12 protein-coding genes are annotated in these 20,055 nt (G+C 75.0%); 10 read left to right on the top strand and 2 right to left on the bottom strand.

Annotated elements, in window-relative coordinates:
- The 9 genes from LP52_RS22765 to panD form a co-directional block, all read left to right on the top strand.
- Positions 1 to 2,073 (top strand): condensation domain-containing protein (locus tag LP52_RS22765; protein WP_040276439.1); only part of this gene is annotated, 2,073 nt, incomplete at its 5' end.
- Positions 2,070 to 9,569 (top strand): non-ribosomal peptide synthetase, encoded by a 7,500-nt coding sequence (locus LP52_RS22760; RefSeq protein WP_040276421.1) that lies wholly within the window; start codon positions 2,070 to 2,072, stop codon positions 9,567 to 9,569. The genes LP52_RS22765 and LP52_RS22760, both read left to right, overlap by 4 nt.
- Positions 9,570 to 9,668: 99 nt before the next feature.
- Positions 9,669 to 10,640: an ABC transporter substrate-binding protein gene (locus tag LP52_RS22755; protein WP_193790032.1), complete on the top strand. Its 972-nt coding sequence runs from the start codon at positions 9,669 to 9,671 to the stop codon at positions 10,638 to 10,640.
- Positions 10,641 to 10,809: 169 nt separating this feature from the next.
- Positions 10,810 to 11,436: a GNAT family N-acetyltransferase gene (locus LP52_RS22750; protein ID WP_040276438.1), complete on the top strand. Its 627-nt coding sequence runs from the start codon at positions 10,810 to 10,812 to the stop codon at positions 11,434 to 11,436.
- Positions 11,437 to 11,590: 154 nt separating this feature from the next.
- Positions 11,591 to 12,865, top strand: a complete 1,275-nt coding sequence (entS, locus tag LP52_RS22745) for an enterobactin transporter EntS (protein WP_238581057.1) — start codon at positions 11,591 to 11,593, stop codon at positions 12,863 to 12,865.
- A 37-nt stretch (positions 12,866 to 12,902) separates the two neighbouring features.
- The gene (locus tag LP52_RS22740; RefSeq protein WP_040276419.1) at positions 12,903 to 13,115 is read left to right on the top strand and encodes an MbtH family protein; all 213 of its coding nucleotides are present in this window, start codon (positions 12,903 to 12,905) and stop codon (positions 13,113 to 13,115) included.
- Between the two features lie 118 nt (positions 13,116 to 13,233).
- On the top strand, positions 13,234 to 14,592 hold the full coding sequence (gene entS / locus LP52_RS22735) for an enterobactin transporter EntS (RefSeq protein WP_084723425.1): 1,359 nt from the start codon (positions 13,234 to 13,236) through the stop codon (positions 14,590 to 14,592).
- A 102-nt stretch (positions 14,593 to 14,694) separates the two neighbouring features.
- A complete protein-coding gene (locus tag LP52_RS22730) occupies positions 14,695 to 15,510 on the top strand; it encodes a siderophore-interacting protein (RefSeq protein WP_040276418.1) in 816 nt (271 codons plus the stop codon).
- Between the two features lie 253 nt (positions 15,511 to 15,763).
- Complete coding sequence (gene panD, locus LP52_RS22725; protein ID WP_040276417.1) at positions 15,764 to 16,183, top strand: aspartate 1-decarboxylase; 420 nt, start codon at positions 15,764 to 15,766, stop codon at positions 16,181 to 16,183.
- A gap of 152 nt (positions 16,184 to 16,335) precedes the next feature.
- Here the strand turns inward: panD and LP52_RS22720 are convergent, their stop codons facing one another.
- Positions 16,336 to 16,605 (bottom strand): helix-turn-helix domain-containing protein, encoded by a 270-nt coding sequence (locus LP52_RS22720; RefSeq protein WP_040276416.1) that lies wholly within the window; start codon positions 16,603 to 16,605, stop codon positions 16,336 to 16,338.
- An 86-nt stretch (positions 16,606 to 16,691) separates the two neighbouring features.
- Here LP52_RS22720 and map point away from each other — a divergent pair, with 86 nt between their 5' ends.
- Entirely contained in the window at positions 16,692 to 17,519 is an 828-nt protein-coding gene (map, locus tag LP52_RS22715; protein ID WP_052810170.1) for a type I methionyl aminopeptidase, read from the top strand.
- Positions 17,520 to 17,570: 51 nt separating this feature from the next.
- Here map and LP52_RS22710 read toward each other — a convergent pair whose 3' ends face one another.
- The gene (locus LP52_RS22710) at positions 17,571 to 19,547 is read right to left on the bottom strand and encodes a sigma-70 family RNA polymerase sigma factor (RefSeq protein WP_040276415.1); all 1,977 of its coding nucleotides are present in this window, start codon (positions 19,545 to 19,547) and stop codon (positions 17,571 to 17,573) included.
- Between the last annotated feature and the right edge of the window lie 508 nt (positions 19,548 to 20,055).

Raw genomic sequence — 20,055 nt, 5'->3', positions numbered from 1 at the left:
CGCGGGATGCGCATCGAACTCGGAGAGATCGAGCACGCGCTCACCACCGCGCCCGAGGTCGCCGGCGCCGTCGTCACCGCCGAGCGCACCGCCGCGGGCGCCGACCGGATCACCGGCTACGTCACCCCCGCCGACGCCGCCGACCCGGACCCCGATGCGCTGCTGCGGCGACTCGCGGCACGGCTGCCCGAGCACATGGTCCCCGCCGCGATCACGGTGCTCGACGCCTTCCCGCTGACCGCCAACGGCAAGCTGGACCGCGCCGCCCTGCCCGACCCCGACCCCGGCGCAGGCGCCGCAGCGGGGCGGGAGGCCCGGGGCTCCCGGGAGGAGCTGCTCGCCGGGCTGTTCGCCGAGCTGCTCGGGCTGGACCGCGTCGGCGCCGAAGACGGGTTCTTCGCACTCGGCGGCGACAGCATCCTCGCCATCCAGCTCGTCGGCCGCGCCCGCGCCGGCGGCCTGGAGCTCACCCCGGCCGACGTTTTCACCGAGCAGACGCCGCAGCGCCTCGCCCTGGCCGCCGCGCCCGTCGGCGACCCCGCCGGCGCCGGTCCGCACCCCGGCGGAGCCGACGACGGCACCGGCGACGTCGAGCCGACCCCCGTCATGCACTGGCTGCGCGAACGCGGCGGCCCCCTCGAACGGTTCAGCCAGGCCACCGCGGTGCACACGCCCGCCGGCGCCGACGCCGACCGCCTGGCCGCCGTCCTCCAGGCGGTGCTGGACACCCACGCCATGCTGCGCGCACGGCTGCACACCGGCGCCGAAGGCTGGCGGCTGCACGTCGCCGAGCCCGGCTCCGTCGCGGCCGCCGACGTGCTCACCCGGCGCGACTCCGCAGGGCTGGACGAGGAGGGGCTCGCGCGAGCGGCCGCCGACGAAGCCGACGCGGCCCAGGAGCGGCTCGACCCGCACACCGGGGCGATGGTGCGTGCCGTGTGGCTGGACCGAGGAGCCGCCCCCGGGCGCCTGGTGCTGGTGGTGCACCACCTCGCCGTCGACGGCGTCTCCTGGCACATCCTGCGCGCCGGACTCGCCGCCGCCTGGCGCGAGGTCTCCCGCGGCCGCCCGCCCGCCCTCCCGGCGCCGCACACCTCCTACGCGCGCTGGTCGCAGCACCTGCGGACCGAAGCCCGGGCCGAACGCCGCACCGCCGAACTCGCCGCCTGGCAGCAGATCACCGCCGCCGACGGCGGCACCGAGCCGTTCGGGCGGTGCGACCCCGACCGCGACACCGCCGCGACGCTGCGCCGCATCACCGTCACGCTGCCCACGGCCGACACCGAGGCCCTGCTCACCCGGGTCCCCGAGATGTTCCACACCGGTATCGAGGACGTGCTGCTCAGCGCGCTCGCGCTGGCCGTAGCCCAATGGCGCGCCTCCCACGACGGCGGCGCGGAGCGCACCGGCGCGGTGCTGCGGCTCGCCTTGGAGGGCCACGGCCGCGAGCAGCACCTGTTCGGCGGCACCGACGTATCGGGCACCGTCGGCTGGTTCACCGCCGTCCACCCCGCGCGCCTGGACGTCAGCGGTCTGGACCCCGACCAGGCCCGAACGGGCGGGCCGGCTGCCGGCGACGCCCTCAAGCGGGTCAAGGAGCAGCTGCGCTCCCGCCCCGGCGACGGCGGGATCGGCTACGGCCTGCTGCGCCACCTCAACCCCGACACCGCGGGCGCGCTGGCCGCCGCCCCCGAACCGCCGCTGCTGTTCAACTACCTCGGCCGGGTCGCGGTCGCCGGCGAGCACGAGCCCTGGGCCGTGGCACCCGAAACCGCGGCGCTGCCGCCGGGGATCGACCTCCGCATGCCCGTGCGCCACCCGCTGGAGTTCAACGCCCTCACCCGCGACGGCGCCGAGGGCCCCGAGCTGACCGCCACTGTGGCCTGGCCCCGGCGGCTGCTGAGCGAGCACGACGTGCGCCTCCTCGCCGACTTCTGGTTCGCCCAGCTCGGCGGCCTCGTCGCCCACACCGGCTCCTCGGGGGCGGGCGGACACACCCCCTCCGACCTGGCCCTACCGGACCTCGATCAAAGCGAGATCGACGAATTCGAAGCAGAGTGGAGGCTCACGTGAGCAACGCATCCGGCCTGGAGGACATCCTGCCGCTGACGCCGCTCCAGGAAGGGCTGCTGTTCCAGAGCCAGCTCGACGCCGAAGGCGCCGACGTCTACAACGTCCAGATCGCGCTGGAACTCGACGGCGAGCTGGAGTCCGAGCGGCTGCACGCCGCCGCCGACGCTCTGCTGCGGCGCCACCCCAACGTCCGCGCGGCGTTCCGGCGCCGCAAGAACGGGCAGGCGGCCGCACTCGTGGGCACCGACGTGCCCGCCGACTGGTCGCAGACCGACCTGACGGGCCTCGACGCCGCCGGCCAGGAGGCCGAGCTGGAACGCCTGCGCGACGAGCAGCGCCGCAGGCGCTTCGACCTCGCACACCCGCCGCTGATCCGCTTCGTCCTGGTGCGCCGGGCGCCCCGAAACCACGTGCTGGTGCTCACCCACCACCACATCGTGCTCGACGGCTGGTCGCTGCCGCTGCTGGTGCGCGACCTGTTCCGGCTCTATGCCGCCGACGGGGCCCCGCTGCCGCGCGCCGCGCCGTTTCGCGGCTACCTGTCCTGGCTCGCCCGCCAGGACGTCGACGCGGCGCTGAAGGCCTGGCGGGCGTCCCTTGCGGGGGTGGAGGGCGCCACGCGCGTCGCCGACGCCTTCGACCGAGCCGCCGAGCCCGAGCGCACGGCGGGCGATGAGGCGCACCCCCGCGGTCTCACCCGCGAGGTGTCCGCCGAACTGACCACCGCGGTCCGCGACCTGGCGCGCACCCACGGCGTCACGCTCAACACCGTGCTCCAGGCGGCCTGGGGGATGGTGCTGGGCCACCTGCTCGACAGCCGCGACGTCGTCTTCGGCGCCGCCGTCTCCGGCCGCCCCCCTGAGCTGGACGGCGCCCAGGACATGGTCGGGCTGTTCGTCAACACCGTCCCGGTGCGGGTGCGCGTGCGCCCGGCCGAGAGCGCCGCCGGCCTGCTCGCGCGCCTGCGCGACGAGCAGGCCGCCCTGCTCGACCACGGCCACGTCGGCCTCGCCGACATCCAGCGCGCGGCAGGCGTGCCGGAACTGTTCGACACCATGATGGCGGTGGAGAACTACCCGGTCGAGGGCACCGACCCCGCCGCCGACGTGCCCGGCCTGCGCGCCCGGGTGCTGGGCTCCGCCGACGCGACGCACTACCCGCTGTCGCTGGCGGCCGTACCCCCGCGGCCGGGCGCGCAGGACCCGCGGCTGCGCCTGACACTGGGCTACCGGCCCGACACCGTCTCCCCGGCGCGGGCGGAGCTGGTCGCCGACAGCCTGACCGCCGTGCTGAGCGCCATGTCGGCCGCGCCCCGTACCCCCGTCGCGCGGCTTGCCGTCCTTTCGCCCCATGACGTCCCGGCCCCCACCACGGCCCTCGCCGCCCACCGTGCGGCCGCCCACGCGGCGGTCGGCAGCGCGGGCCGGGGCCGGCAGGCCGCAACCGGTGACCGCGATGCCGCCGGGGCCGGGACGGCCGCGCAGCCCGATCGCGCCCCGGACGGCGGAGCCGACGGCTCCGCTGCGGACGCCGACGCCGCGGGGAGCGCCGGAGCAGGGAACGGGGCGGGCGCCGCCGCCCTGCCCGCCTCCCAGGACCGCCCGCGGCCCTCCCGTGCGGAGGAGGCGGCCGAGGCGGACGCGCTGCGGGCCGCCACCTTCACCGGCCTGCTGAGCCGCCGGGTGGCCGAGGCCCCCGAGTCGGTGATGGTGGAGGACGAGGACACCGTCCTCACCGCCGCCGAGGCCGACGCGCGGGCGAACCGGCTGGCGCGGGTGCTGCTGGAGCGCGGGGCCGGGCCGGAGCGGGTGGTGGCCCTGGCGCTGCCCCGCTCTGCCGAACTGGTCGTGGCGCTGCTGGCGGTCCTCAAGGCGGGCTCGGCGTACCTCGCACTCGACCCGGACTACCCCGACGACCGGCTCGCCCACATGCTCGCCGACTCCCGGCCGGCCTGCCTCGTCGCCGCGGCCGAGCTGAGCGGGCGCGTCGCCGCGCTCACCGGTGCCGACCTCGTCGTCCCCGACGCCCCCGGTACCGCCGCCGAGATCGCCGCCGCAGCGGCCGGGGGGATCACCGACGCCGAGCGCGGCGCGCCGCTGCGTCCCGAAAGCGCCGCCTACCTCGTCTACACCTCCGGCTCCACCGGCACACCCAAGGGCGTCGCCGTCAGTCACGCCGGCGTCGCCAAGCTCGTGGCCACCGCCGCCCGCCGCCTCGGCGTCGGAGCCTCCAGCCGCATCGCCCAGCTCGGCTCGCCCAGCTTCGACGTCGCCTTCTGGGAGTTCGTGATGGGTGTGCTCTCCGGCGGACGGCTCGTGGTGGTGCCGCCCGAACGTCGCGTGCCCGGGCCGCCGCTGACCGACTACCTGCACGAGCGCCGCGTCACCCACGCCGGGCTGCCCCCCGCGCTGCTGTCGGCGCTGCCTCCGGAGGCTCAGCTGCCCGCCGGCATGACCGTGCTCGCCGGCACCGAGGCGGTGCCCGGCGCGCTCGTGCGCCGCTTCGCCGCCGACGGACGCGCCATGTTCAACTGCTACGGCCCCACGGAGGCCACGGTCAACGCCACCCTGGGGGAGTGTCGGCCCGACGCGGCCGGCGACCGGGTGCCCATCGGGCGCCCGGACCCGGGGGTGCGCGCCTACGTGCTGGACTCCCTGCTGCGTCCCGTGCCCTCCGGGGTGGCCGGCGAGCTCTACCTCGGCGGCGCCGGGCTGGCCCGCGGCTACCTCCGGCGGCACGGGCTCAGCGCCGCGCGGTTCGTCGCCGACCCCTTCGGCGCGCCCGGCGCCCGCATGTACCGCACCGGCGACCGCGTGCTGTGGAACGCCCGAGGCGAGCTGGAGTTCCTCGGCCGCACCGACGACCAGGTCAAGATCCGCGGGATGCGCGTCGAGCTCGGCGAGGTCGAGGCGGCCCTTGCCGCCCACCCCGACGTCGCCGCCGGCGCCGCGGCCGTGCACCGCGACAGCGCCGGCTCCGACGCCCTCGTCGCCTACGCCACCGCGCTGCACGGCCGCGGCCTCGACCCGCGGGCGCTGCGCGACCACCTGGCCGCGCGCTTGCCCACGGCCATGCTCCCCGCCGCCGTGGTGCCGCTGGAGGAGATGCCCGTCCTGCCCAACGGCAAGACCGACCGCGCCGCCCTGCCCGCCCCCGACCTGGCCGCGGCGGCCGGCGGCCGCCCGCCGCGCAACCAGGTCGAGGAGCTGCTGTGCGGACTCTACCGCGAGATCCTGGACGTGCCCGAGACCGGCATCGACGACGACTTCTTCGCGCTGGGCGGCCACTCGCTGCTGGCCACCCGGCTGGTCACCCGCATCCGCGCGGTGCTGGGCCGCGACGTCGCGCTGCGCACCGTCTTCGACGCCCCCACCGTCGCCGGACTGGCCGAGCGGCTGCGCCCCGCCGGCGCCCGCCCCCCGCTGCGCCCGGCCCAGCGACCCGACCGGCCCCCGCTGTCCTACGCCCAGCAGCGGATGTGGTTCCTCTACCGGCTGGACGGCCCGCGCCCCACCTACAACATCCCCTTCTGCGCGCGGCTGCGCGGCCCGCTGGACCGTTCCGCACTGGCGGAGGCGCTGGCCGACGTCACCGCGCGCCACGAGAGCCTGCGCACCGTCTTCCCCGACGACGACGGCGTGCCCTACCAGCACATCCTGGCGCCCGATCAGGCACGGCCCGACGTGCCGCTCACCGAGGCCGGCGAGGGCGAACTGCCCGACCTGCTCACCGGTGCCGCGGCCTACGGCTTCCGGCTGGACGCCGAGCCGCCGCTGCGCGCCCGGCTGTTCCGTACCGCCGAAGACGAGCACGTGCTACTCGTCCTGCTGCACCACATCGCCGGCGACGGCTGGTCGGCGCGCCCGATGCTGCGCGACATCGGCACCGCCTACACCGCCCGCCGCGGCGGCCGCGCCCCCGCCTGGACGCCGCTGCCCGTCCAGTACGCCGACTACGGCCTGCACCAGCGCGCCGTGCTGGGCAGCGAGGACGACCCGGCCAGCGCGGCACACGCCCAGGCCGCTTATTGGCGCGAGGCGCTGCGCGGCCTGCCCGAGGAACTCGCCCTGCCCACCGACCGGCCGCGCCCGGCCGCCTCCAGTGGGCGTGGCGGCGCCGTCGAACTGGAACTGTCGGCCGAGTTGAGCGCGCGGCTGCGCACGCTGGCGCGCACCCACGACACCAGCGTCTTCATGGTGCTGCAGGCGGCGCTGGCCGCACTGCTGACCCGGCTGGGCGCGGGCACCGACATCCCCCTGGGATCGCCCGTGGCCGGGCGCGACGACGCCGCGCTCGACGACCTCGTCGGCTTCTTCGTCAACACACTGGTGCTGCGCACCGACACCTCCGGCGACCCCGCCTTCACCGAACTGCTGGCGCGGGTGCGCGAAGCCAATCTGGCCGCCTACGACAACTCCGACATCCCCTTCGAGCACCTAGTAGAGATCGTCAACCCCGCCCGTTCCATGAGCCGCCACCCGCTGTTCCAGGTGATGCTGGCCTACCAGAGCGGCGCCGGGCCGCGGCTGGCCATGGAAGGCGTGCAGGCCGAGCGCGAGCCGGTGGCCGCCCCCGGCGGCAAGTTCGACCTGGCCGTGGAGTTCCGCGACCCCGGCGAGAGCGCCGGTCCCGACGGCGGGGCCATGCGCTGTGTCGTCGACTACAGCTTGGACCTGTTCGACGACGCGACGGTGCGCAACATCGCGCTGCGGCTGGAGCGGCTGCTGGCGGCCGCCGCCGAGGACCCCGCCGCACCCATCGGGCGGCTGGGCCTTCTCACCGCCGAGGAGTCCGCCCGACTCACCCGCGACGCCCAGGGCCCGCGCGTCGCGGTGTCCGCCCCGGAGACGGTCCCCGCCCTGTTCGAGGCCGCGGTCGCCGAGGGCCCCGATCTCCCGGCGCTGGTATGCGAGGGCGAGAGCCACGTTTTCGCGGAGCTGAACCGGCGCGCCAACCGCCTCGCCCACGAGCTGATCGCCCGCGGCGCCGGGCCGGAGGCGGTCGTCGCGCTGCTGCTGCCGCGCTCGGCCGACACCCTGGTCGCGATCCTGGCCGTGCTCAAGGCCGGGGCCGCCTACCTGCCGATCGACCCCGCCTACCCCGATGAACGCGTGGCCCACATGCTGAGCGACGCCGACCCGCTGCTCACCGCCACCACTCCCGAGCTGGGGGAGCGCGCGGCCGCGCTGGGGGCCCGCGGGATCCTCGCGCTCACCCCGCAGGCAGCGGCCGAGCGGTCGGCGACCGATCCCGCCGACGCCGACCGCACCGCGCCGCTGCGCCCCGACCACCCCGCCTACGTCGTCTACACCTCCGGCTCCACCGGACGGCCCAAGGGCGTCGTGGTCACCCACCGCAGCGTCGCCAACCTGTTTCACAGCCACCGCGAGACGCTGCACCGGCCCACGCGGCGCCGCGCCGGCCGCGACCGGCTGCGGGTGGGCCACGCCTGGTCGTTCTCCTTCGACGCCGCATGGCAGCCGCAGCTGTGGCTGCTGGACGGCCACGCCGTGCACGTCGTCACCGAGGAGGCCATGCACGACCCCGCGCTGCTGGTTGAGCGCATCCGTGCCGAGCGCATGGACTTCATCGAGGTGACCCCCTCCCACCTGCTGCAGCTGATGCGCGCCGGACTGGGCGAGCCGGGCACGCACACCCCGCTGACGCTGGGCGTGGGCGGCGAGGCGGTGCCGGCGTCGCTGTGGAGGCGGCTGGGCGAGCTGGAGGAACGGGGCACCGTCACCTTCAACCTCTACGGACCCACCGAGGCCACGGTCGACGCCCTGGCGGCCCGTGCCGCCGGACACGAGCGCCCGGTCATCGGCTACGCCACCGCCAACACCGCCGCCTACGTGCTCGACGAGCGGCTGAGTCCGGTGCCGCCGGGCGTGGTCGGAGAGCTGTACCTGGGCGGCGCCGGGCTCGCGCGGGGTTACCTCGCTCGCCACGGGCTGACCGCCGACCGGTTCGTCGCCGACCCCTTCGGCGCGTCAGGCGCACGCATGTACCGCACCGGCGACCTGGTGCGGCGGATGCCCGACGGGTCGGTGGACTACGTCGGCCGCGCCGACGACCAGGTCAAGGTGCGCGGCTTCCGCGTCGAGCCGGGAGAGATCGCCGCGGCGCTGAGCGAGCACCCCGCCGTCGACCAGGCGGTCGTCGACACCTGGGAGGCCGCGCCGGGGGATCGGCGGCTGGTGGCCTACGTCGTCCGCGGGCAGCAGCGGCAGCGCGGTTCCGGAGAGGGCGGAGCGTCCGAGGGGACGTCCTCGGCCGGCGGTGCGGCGCGGGGCAGGGGCGGTCCCGGTACCGCCGAGCTGCGCGCCCACCTGGCCGGGCGACTGCCCGACTACATGGTGCCCGCGGCGTTCCTGCCGCTGGAGTCCTTGCCGCTGACCGCACACGGCAAGCTCGACCGCGACGCGCTGCCTGCGCCCGACCCGGCCGAGCTCGCGCCGGAGCCCGGGCGCGAGCCGCGCGACGCCGCCGAGGCGGTGCTGTGCGAGGTGTTCGCCGAGGTGCTGGGCGCCGACCGGGTCGGCGCCGACGACGACTTCTTCGACCTCGGCGGACACTCGATGCTGCTGGTGCGGCTGCGCTCACGTGTCGAGGCCGAGACCGGCACCCGCGCGGCGATCGCCGACCTGTTCGCCAATCCCTCGCCGGGTGCGCTCGCCGCGCACCTGGCCGCACTCGGCGCCGGGCCGGGCGGCCGGGCCGACCGGCCCGGGTCCGCCGCGCCGCAGGAGGCCCCGGGCGAGCCCGGCGTCGTCGTACTGCGCTCGGGCGGCGAGCAGGCACCGCTGTTCTGCCTGCACCCCGCGAGCGGGTTCAGCTGGCCCTTCGTCGGACTGCGCCGCCACATCGGCGCCGACGTGCCGCTCCTGGGAGTGGAGGCGCCGGCGCGCGGAACCGCCGCGGGCACCGTCGCCGCACTCGCCGGCGTCTACGCCCGACGTATCCGCCGCGCCCACCCGCACGGCCCCTACCGGCTGGCCGGGTGGTCCTTCGGCGGGACCCTGGCCCAGGCCGTGGCCGCCGAGCTGGCCCGGGACGGCGCGGACGTCGAGTTGCTCGCGCTGCTGGACGCCTACCCGGCGCCCTGGCACGCACGGCGCGGCGCCCGAGCCACCGGGACCGGAGCCGGGGAGGAACCGGAGCGGCCGGCCGATGCCGGCGCCGCCGCGCTGGCCGCCCGGATCGGCGCCGAACGCGGCGACGCCGGCATGGCCGAGGCGAACCGTCGCTGGGCCGCCGAGGTCCTGGCCGCCTCCGTCGGCGAGGAGCCGCCCCGCCACATGGGCGATGCGCTCTGCTTCACGGCCAAGGACGCCCCCGCCGGCGCCGCCCGCGCCTGGGAGCACGGCATCGGCGGCGGCGTCGAGCACCACGAGGTCCCCACCGCCCACGACGATCTGCTCGCCTCCGAAGGCCTGGCGGTCATCGGCCCCGTCCTCGCCGCCCGCCTTGCCGGACCCCCGGACCGCACGGGGTGATCCCCGCCCCCCGAACGCGCGGCGGCCGCACCCGCTTGTCCCACCCCCGCATCAACCCTCTAAGGTAAGCCTCACCTTCCATAGATGTCTGGAGTCTCCATGAACCGATACCGCGCCTTGATCCCCCGATGGGGCATCGGTTTGATCGCCGCGGCGGCACTCACACTCAGCGGCTGCACCAGCGGCGCCGAGGGCGAGGAGAGCGGGTCCGAGTCCGCTCCCGTGCGCGAGTTCACCAGCGACCACGCCGATCAGCCGGTGGAGATCCCCCGAGACCCCCAGCGCATCGTCGCCATCGGCTGGGCCGTGACCCCGCTGATCTCGGTGGAGGAGGCGAACCTGGTCGGGGTCTCGAGCGGCACCCACGACACCGGCATGACCCCTGCGGAACTGGAGAAGGCCCAGGGCCTCCCTCAGGTGGGCCGCGACCTGGAGATCAACGTCGAGAAGGTCGCCGAACTGGAGCCCGACCTGATCGTCTCCGGCCTGCCCGCCGCCATGGAGTTCGACTACTCCAAGCTGGAGCGGATCGCCCCCGTCGCGGTCGCCGCGATGAACATCCCCTCCGAATGGAAGGACATGAACCGGCGCATCGCCGACGCCGCCGGCGTCTCCGACGCCCACTCCAAGCTCATCGACACCTACGACACGCGGGCGGCCGAACTCAGCGAGGAGTACTCCGAGGTCCTCGCCGACACCACCTTCGTCTCCATCGACGCCTACGGCGACGGCAAGTGGACCCTGGAGCACCAGGGCTCGCACGGGACCACCGTGCCCGCCGACGCCGGCCTGCGCTTCACCCCCGAGTCCGACGACGGCAACTTCAGCGAGTCCCTGCCGCTGGAGAACCTGGACCGGTTGAACGAGTACGACGTCGTCCTCACCCGCGCCGACGCCGAGGGCGATCCCACCGAGCCCATCCAGGAGGTCATGGACCAGGGGCCGTGGCAGGACCTGCAGCCCGTCCAGGACGAGCGCGTCTACTCCGTCCCGCAACTGGGCGCGATGAGCTACACGACCGGCCTGGACCTCTTCGACCAGCTGGAGGAGCGCGTCCTGCAGGACCTGTGAGCCGTCCGGCGCGCCCGCAGGCACGGCGCGCCTCGGCGGGCGCCCGGCACGGCCCGGGCGCCCGCCGGGCGCGGCGGCGCGAGTCCGCGGCGCCCGCCCTCGTTCCGCCCGCAAACGCCAGCACACCGCCCCGGTCCGCGGGGCACGACCGGAGGTGACGCACGTGTCCGTGCCCGAATCGACAGGCACCGGGCAGGCGCCCGACGCGGCGTACCGCCCCTCACCCCGCGAGATCCCCGTCGGCTCCGACGTCCTCGCCGTCGGCCCGCCGCCGACTCCGACGCTCGCGCCGCCCTACTCCGCGCGCCAGGCCCAGCCGCACGGCGCCGACCTGGACGCCGTGCACACCTGGATGAACCTCCCGCACGTGGCCCCGTTCTACGACCAGGCCTGGAGCCGCGAGCACTGGGCCGAGGAACTCGCCTCGCAGCGCGCCGGCACCTTCTCGCGGCCGTTCGTCGTCAGCAGCCACGGCGTCGACCTGGCCTACGTCGAGCTGTACCGGGCGGCGCGCGACGTCATCGCCTGGCACTACGACGCCGAACCGCACGACATCGGATTCCACATCGCCATCGGCGACCCGGGGGAGACCGGCCGCGGCGTCGGCAAGGAGATCCTGGACGCCTTCGCCGCCGCCGTCTTCGCCGCCGATCCGCGCTGCCGGCGCATCCTCATGGAGCCCGACGCCGACAACGCCGCCGCCCGCCGTGCGGCCCGCAAGGCCGGGCTCGGCTTCCTCGCCGAGGTCGACCTGCCGCACAAGCGGGCGGCGCTGTTCGTCCGGACGCGCGAGTGAGGGCGGTCGCCGGGGCGCACACGGGCGTATGCGAGGTCGCCCGGCCGCAGGGTCCTGCGCCGCGGGGCGGCCACAGGCCGCGACCGGTCCGCGCCCGAGGGGCGCCCTCGCGCGGCCGGACGGGGACCTCCGACGAGCGCGGAAGGGGGTCGGCGTGGCCGCGAGGCCGGTACTGCGGGGCCTGGTCATCGACCTGAGCCCGCTGCGCAGCGGCAGAGGGTTCAGGATCGTCTTCGCGGTCCGGCTGATCTCGCTGTTCGGCGGCGGGTTCCGACTCGTCGCCCTGCCGATGCAGGTCTATGCCATGACCGGCTCGTCGGTGCTGGTCGCCAGCGTCAGTGTCGTCAACGGGCTGGCCAGCTTCGCCGGCACCGCCCTCGGCGGGCTGCTGGCCGACAAGCTGGACCGGCGCCGGCTCATGCTGGTGAGCCTGGCGGTGGAGACGCTGGTCGTGGGCATGTTCGCGGTCAACACCTACCTTCCGGGCGGACCGCTGCTGGCCGTGATCTATGTGTGCGCCACCGTCAACGGCGTCATCGGCACCATGGGGCTGATCGCCCAGCAGTCCATGGTGCCCGCGCTGGTGGGCCCCGACCGGCTGCCCGCCGCCGGCGCGCTGTTCGCGCTGACCGCCCAGTCGGGCGCGGCGGCGGCGCCGGCGCTGGGCGGCGCGCTGATCTCGCTGGGCGGTGTGGGCGCCGGCTACCTCGCCACCTGCGCGATCGCCGCCGTCGCCACCGCGGCGGTGTGGTTCGTGCCGCCGACGCCCTTGGCCGGGGCCGCGGACGACGTCCCCGCGCTGCGCGCGGTCGCCGACGGGCTGGCGTTCGTCGCCCGCAATCCGGTGGTGCGCCCGCTGCTGCTGCTCGGCTTCACCCAGGTGCTGTTCACGATGCCCACCGTGCTGATCCCCGAGTTCACCGACCGTGTACTGGGCGGCGATGCGGCCTTGGCCGGGTTGCTCTACACCGCCCCGGCGGCCGGCGCGCTGGCGGCGTCGCTGACCAGCGGATGGACGGGCCGCATCGCCCGCACCGGCCCGATCGTGCCCGCGGCGGTGGCGATGTGCGGTGTCTCGGTGGTGCTGCTGGGCGCCGCCCGCAGCGCGGTGCTCGCGCTGGTCGCGCTGGTGCTGCTGGGGTGCTTCCAGGCGGTCGAGGAGATCCTCCGCTACTCCCTCATCCAGGCCCACACCCCCGACATGCTGCGAGGGCGGGTCAACAGCGCCTGGTTGGCCCAGGCCACGGTCGGCGGGTCGCTGGGCGCGTCGCTGATGGGCGGGCTCGCCACCGCCCTGGGCACGGCGGCGGCGCTGGTCGCGGCCGGAGCGGCGGGGGCGGCCCTGGTCGGTGCGATCGCCTTGACGGCGCCGGGTCTGCTGTCCACCCGCGGCGTCGTGCCGCCCCTTCCCGACGAGACGCGAGCTTGATAAGGTAAGCCTTTCCTAAAGTGATTGGAGTCGCGGTATGAGCAATCCCTTCGACGACCCCGAAGGCCGCTTCCTGGTGCTGGTCAACGACGAGGACCAGCACTCGCTGTGGCCGGAGTTCGCGGCCGTGCCCGACGGCTGGCGGCAGGTGCACGGCCCGGTCGACAGGGAGGCCGCACTGGCCTACGTCGAGGAGAACTGGACCGACCTGCGCCCGCGGAGTCTGCGCGTCGCGATGGGCGAGGCGTGAGGCGGAGCGCTCCGCCGCACAGAACCGCGTCGACCGTGCCCCCCTGGTCACCGGAGGACGTCCACGGTGACCACGGGTGCGCGCTCGGCGAAGGCCGCGCCCCTGCGGAGGCGGGCCGGTGAAGCTGCGCAACGCGCTCATCGACCTCACCCCGCTGCGCGTCAGCCACGCGTTCCGGGTGGTGTTCACCGCACGGCTGATCTCGGTCTTCGGGCTCGGATTCGCCATGGTGGCGCTGCCCATGCAGGTCTACTCGACCACCGGGTCCTCGGTCCTGGTCGCCGTCGTCAGCGCGGTCAACGGCGTCTCGATCTTCGGAGGCACGCTGGTCGGGGGAGTGCTGGCCGACCGGTTCCCCCGCCGCGGGCTGATCGTCGCCGGGCGCGGCGCCGCCGCGGTCGCCTTCACCGGGCTCACGCTGAACGCGGTGTGGGCCCAAAGCGGCGGCGCCGAGGCGGCCTTCGCTGTGATCTGCGCCTGCGCGGCGCTGAACGGCTTCGTCGGCACCTTCAGCACCGTGGCGCTGCAGGCGGCCGTGCCCGGTCTGCTCCCGCGCGATCGGCTGCCCGCCGCCGGGGCGCTGCTGGCACTGACCGGCCAGCTCGGGTCCATCGCCGCGCCCGCACTGAGCGGCGCCGTCATCGCGCTGTGGGGTTTTCCCGCCGTCTTCGGCATCACCGCCGCAGTCAGCGTGCTCACCACTCTGCTCGTCCTGCGCCTGCCGCCGCTGGCGCCGGAGGCCGAACACGGCGGGGGCAGGCAGGCGATCGCGGCCGCAGCGGTCGACGGGATGCGCTTCGCCGCCCGGCACCGCACCGTCGGGCCGCTGCTGCTGCTCGGATTCGTCCAGCTGCTGTTCGCCACGCCCTACGTGCTCATCCCCGAGTTCACCGACACCGTGCTGCACGCGGGCGAGACCGTCGCCGGCCTCCTGTACTCCGCCTCCGCCCTCGGCGCGGTCCTGGCTTCGGTCACCAGCGGGTGGACCGGCACCGTTCGGCGCAGCGGCACGGTGCTGCTGGCCGCGGTGGCCGGCTGCGGGGCGGCGTCGGCCGCCTTCGGCGCCTCGGGCCAGGTGGCGCTCGCTGTAGCGGCGCTGGTCGTGCTCGGCTTCGCCGAGATCGTCGAGGAGGTGCTGCGCTTCGCGCTGCTGCAGTCGCACACCCCCGACGCGCTGCGCGGGCGGGTCAACAGCGTCTGGAGCGCACAGAACACCGTGGGCGGGGCGCTGGGGGCGCTCGCTCTGGGTTCGCTGGCCCCGCTGATCGGTGCCGGTGCGGCCGTGACGGCCGGCGGCGCCGTGACCGTGGTCCTGGTGGCGGTGCTGGCAGCGGCGGCGCCCGGGCTGCGTCGGGCCGCCAACGCCGACGGTCGCAGCGGAGCCGAGGACGCGTCCGCGCAGCCGCGCCCGCCCGCCCCCGCGGCGAACAGACCCGCCGACGGCGGCGGTCCGGACGAACCCGGGCTGTCGAGTTAGCCAAGCCTAAGCTAAAGTGCGCGCAGGGGTCCGGTCCGCGGCGCGGAACCCGAACCCGCCGCCCTGCGCGGCCACGCCCGACACGACAGGAGTGATGCGCTCATGACCACCGTCCGCGACCCGCGCGTGGAGTTCTACCCCCTGCGCTCCCGGACCCTCCAGGCGCGCACCGTCGAGCGCATCACCCCCGGCATGATCCGCGTCGTCCTCACCGGGGACGACCTCGACGGCTTCCGCACCGACAACTTCACCGACCACGTGAAGCTCTTCTTCCCGAACGAGGAGACCGGCGAACTCCACCTCCCGCAGTTCAACGAGGACGGCCGGTGGAACATGCGCGCGCCGGAGCTGATCTACCGCGACTACACGGTCCGCCGCTACGACGCCGACGCCGACGAGCTGACCGTCGACCTCGTCGCCCACGACCACGGCCCGGGCGGCCGCTGGGCGGTGCGTGCCCGCCCCGGCGACCGGCTCGGCGTCCTCGGTCCGCGCGGCACCCACCACATGGACTACGACTTCGACTACTTCGTCATCGGCGCCGACGAGACCGCCCTGCCCGCGGCCGCACGCTGGCTGGAGCAGGAGCTGCCGCGCGACGCGCGCGTGCTGGCGTTTCTGGAGGTGGCCGACGCAGGCGAGGAGCAGGACCTGGACGTTCCCGCCGGCGCCACGGTGGCCTGGCTGCACCGCGACGGAGCCGCCCCCGGCAGCACCGACCTGCTGGAGCGCGCCATCCGCGGCGCGGAGCTGCCCGAGGGCCGGGGGTTCGCCTGGTGCGCGGGCGAGGCCACCACTCTCAAGCCGATCCGCCGCTACCTCAAGGAACGGGGATTCGAGCGCGGCACGGGCTTCGACGTCGACGGCTACTGGCGGCGCGGCACCAGCAACCACGACCACCACGAGGACGAGGAGTAGGCGCTCCTCCCGGGGCCCGCGGCCCCTCCGACGCTGCGGATGCACATGCCCGGCCCCGGTGCACGCGCGCGATCCGGCGCACACTACCCTCGGGGGCGATCGCGGAATTCGGTGCGGACCACGGGTGTTCCCGGCTTCGAGAAGACGGCACCCTCGCACCGCCGCGGTGCTTCGGACGCCGCCACGAGCGTGCACGGGACCCTCCACCAGGGCCTGTAGTCATATCGCAGTGAGGGAAACGAGGTAGGAGATCGTGCGTCGCACCCTGTTCCACGGCAAGATCCACCGCGCGACGGTCACCCAGGCCGATCTGCACTACGTGGGATCGATCACCATCGACGCCGACCTGCTGGAGGCGGCCGACATCGTCGAGGGCGAGCAGGTCCACGTCGTCGACATCGACAACGGCAACCGCCTCGTCACCTACACCATCGCCGGAGAGCGCGGCAGCGGTGTGATCGGCATCAACGGCGCGGCGGCCCACCTGGTGAACCCGGGAGACCTCGCCATCATCATGTCGTACGTGGAGCTGGAGGAGTCCGAGCGCTCCCAGCACCGGCCCCGCGTGGTCCACGTCGACACCGCGAACCGCATCGTCTCCCTGGGAGACGACCCCGCCGAGCCGGTCCCGGGCTCGAACCTGGTCCCGGGCACGGCCCTGGCCGGAGCCTGAGGAGGCGGGAGCCACGCCCGGCAGCAGCGCAGAAGGGCCTCGGAGCCGCCGGCTCCGAGGCCCTTCGTCTGCTGCGCGGACTCCGCCAAGGCGCCTCCACCGGGACCGGCCCCGGAGCTTCCCGGGGGTATACCTCGCGGGGCGCAGGGCGGCTAGGAGACGGCTTTCAGCGGGAGGTCGCCGCCACGCCAGGTGGCCGCCAGTTCCTGCACCGGCACGTTGAGCGCCTCGCCGAGGCTGATGATCGTGCCGAACCCGGGGGAGGGCAGGCGGCCGGTCTCGATCTTGCGGAGGGTTTCCGGCGAAACGCCGGCCGCGTGCGCGACTTCCGCGGGGTCGCGCCCCGCCCGAGCGTGGCGCAGCAGGGCACCGAGACGCCTGCCAGCCTCGATCTGTTCGGGCGTGAGCGGTTGGCGGACCATGCCCTCATGCTAGATCTGGTATTTCTATACCGAAACTCTAGCGCTTGACGGTATAGAAATACCAGAACTCCCTGCGTGAGGTGCTCGTGATCGAACTGAAGACGCCCGCGGAGATCCAGCGCATGCACGTGGCCGGGCGCTTCGTCGCCGAGGTGCTCTCCGAGGTCGGACGGCTCGCCGAGGTGGGCCTCAACCTCCTGGACCTGGAGCACCACGTTCGCGGCATGATCGAACGGCGCGGGGCGCAGTCGTGCTACTGGGACTACGCCCCGCCCTTCGGAAGGGGCTCGTTCCGCAACGTCGTCTGCCTGTCGGTCAACGACGCCGTCCTGCACGGCCTGCCGCACGACTACACGCTGCGCGACGGTGACGTGCTCACCGCCGACCTCGCGGTCAGCGTCGACGGCTGGGTGGCCGACTCGGCGCGCACGGTCGTCGTCGGGGCCGCCGCCGAGGAGGACCTGCGGATCGTCCGCGCCACCGAGGAAGCGTTGGAGGCGGCGATCGCGGCGGCGCGTCCGGGCAACCGCCTGGGTGATGTCTCTGCGGCGATCTGGGCGGTGGCCCGCGACTACGGTTATCCGGTCAACGACGAATTCGGCGGCCACGGCCTCGGCCGCACGATGCACGAGGGACCCCACGTGTCGAACAAGGGCAGGGCGGGCCACGGCCTGAGGCTCCGCCCGGGCCTGACCCTCGCGCTCGAACCCTGGTTCGCCCGCACGACCGACCGGATCGTCTACGACCCCGACGGCTGGACGATCCGGTCGGCGGACGGCTCGCGCACAGCCCACTCCGAGCACACGGTGGCCATCACCGAGGACGGCCCCCTGGTGCTCACCCGGCGCGCGCCCGGCGGCAAGCAGGCACACGCGCTCCCCGCAGATACCCCCATCGCCCCGGCCTCCGGGTGACCGGCCCCGGGCTCGCCCGCTCCCGGAGGGCCCCGGGCTGGACGCCGACAGTTAGGGAGCGGTCTGGAAGGCGCTGCCCATCTCCGTGGGGGCGGGGCCGCCGCGGTACAGCGCCGTGGTCGGCCCCGCCTCGTCGGTGCCCAGGCCGAACCAGGCGTAGCGCTTGAGGAAGGGCAACTCCGACAGCATCGCCGAGGACGCGGTGACGAAGGCGGCCTGCCGTGCCGGGGCGGGGTAGCGCGGTGTCCCGTCGGAGAAGTCGATCAGCGCGTACTCGGTGAGCCAGACCGGTTTGCCGTACTTCTCGTGGACCGCGGCGAGGTAGCCGCGCAACTGCTCGACGGCCGGACCCGTGCGGAAATCGGAGCCGTACCAGTGCACCGCGATGAAGTCGACGCGGTGGCCGCGCTGCTCGGCGCCGGTCATGAACCGGTCCAGCCAGCCGCCGTCGACGTCGGCGTCAGTGGCCACGGCGGGGCTTCCCAGAGTGCTGCCCGTCTCCTCCAACCGCGGCCACAGCTCCAAGGCCTGCTCCACGGTCATGTCGGCCTGCTCGCCCATGTCGGGCTCGTTGAACCCCAGCAGGTACGGGCCCGCCGCCTCGGCTTCGGCCAGGGCCTGGTCCGTGACCGAGTCGGCGCCCCAGACCATGGGTACGAACTCGGCCCCGGACGCGGAGCCGACGCCGGGAGGGGCGGTGGACCAGGTGTAGTACCAGCCGGCGCCCGACTGCCGCAGCGCCGCGTCTGCGCCTTCGAACTCCCACACGCCGACGCCCTTGCCGCCGGAGGCGGCGACCTCGGCGGCGTCGGGTTCGGGCTCGGCGGTCGGCGACGGCGGCGCCGCGGAGGCGGCCGCGCTCGGCGAGGCCGACGGGGAGGGCGAGGGAGAGTCCGGAGCCTCGCTGGACTCCCGGACCGCCATGGGCCCCGGGGCGGGAGCGGCCGACTGCGGCGACGCCGGGCCGTCGTCCGTCAGCGCGGACGCGACCAGGACACCCGTGGCGACAGCTCCCGCGCCCGCGGCGACCAGGATGCTCCGCCGGGCCGCGGGCGGGCGCGCCCGGCGGAGACCTGGAGCGTGCCCGCCGTGGTGCGAGGGCGGGCCGGCATGCGACTGCGTGCCGCCGACCGGATCGGAGCCCCCGCCGGCGGGCGCGCCGGTGTCCGCCGATCCCGCGGAGCCCTGGTCTGAGCCGTCCTGAGCCGCGTCGGGCAGGCCGAACCGGATGTATTCGGCGAGGGCCTGGTACAGCGGCAGCGGCGGCGCAAGCATCGGCAGTCCGCGCAGCAGCCCTTCCACCGGCGCGAGCCGTTCGGTGCGGTCGCCGCAGTGGGGGCAGCGGCGAATGTGGCGGGCCAGCCGCTTGCGCCACAGCGGGCTCGGTCGGCCGTCCCAGCCGCTCGTGATGTCGCCGAGCTGCGGACAGGCGGGCTGGGCGGCCAAGACGTGCACGACGGTGCGGCCGACGTCCAACTGGTCCTTCAGGCGGCGGACGCGCACGGCCGCGTGCCGTTCCGGCAGGCCCAGCGCCTCGGCGAGCTCGGAGCGCCCGAGCTGGCCGGTCTGCTCCAGCCACCACAGCGACAGCAGTTCGCGGTCGTCCTCGTCCAGCCAGCGCGTGGCCTCGGCGACCTCCCGGCGCTGGTCGGTCAGGTTCAACCGCAGGATCGTCAGCGAGGCGAAGTCGGACGCGTCGGGCAGGTGCTCGGCCTGCGGCAGCGACCGGAGGTTCTCCTGCGACCGCTGCCGGGCGCGGATCCAGTCCCGTATACGCCGCACGGTAATGGCCACCATCCAGGATCGGTACGACTCCGGCCGCTCCAGCTGATCGAGACGGTCCACGACACGCAGCACGGTCTCCTGCACCACGTCGTCCACGTCGCTGTGGCCGTCCAGTGCTCGGCCGACGATGTTGTAGATCAGCGGCAGCGATTGCGAAAGCAGCTCTTCGACGGCCTGCGGATCGCCGTCACGGGCGGCGGACACCAGTGCGGGGTCCGGCCCTGGCCAGGGCGCGTGACTCATTGCTGACTTCCCTTCGGTCTACTGCGGCGACGGGACCGGCTGCGGATCGTCATCCCGTTCCACCCCTGGGAGACGGGAGCGGGCCTGGGGAACAACAGAAAACCTGCGGCAGATTTGCGGCGCGGCGCCTACCGCTCCGTTCACCCGCAGGCCGGCACCGCCCAGCGGTCCGGGCCGCTGCGGGAGGCACTAGCGCGCGGGGATCGGAGGCGGCCGCCGACAGTGTCCAGTGCGGAACGGAATCCGCCAAGGGGGCCGGCGGATCGGCGCGGGTGAGATCCACTCCCGGTACGGCGCCGCGGACCGTGCCCAGGGCCGTACCGGGTGCTACCGGGCTGGGGGCGACGGGCGGCAGGCGCCCTCCTCCGAAACGGCATGTCTCCGTCCGGGCGGAGCGCACCTCCGACTCCCCGGGCCCGGATCGCCGAACAGCCGAAAGCGCATCGTCCGCATCGTCCGCACTCCGCCGGCGGACCGGCTGGGGCACGTGTGCGCTCCCGTGGCACGG

The sequence above is a fragment of the Streptomonospora alba genome, from assembly GCF_000826685.1.
GTDB lineage: Bacteria > Actinomycetota > Actinomycetes > Streptosporangiales > Streptosporangiaceae > Streptomonospora > Streptomonospora alba.
The sequence above is the reverse complement of the archived record's forward strand: the minus strand, read 5'-3'. Positions and strand labels throughout refer to the sequence as shown.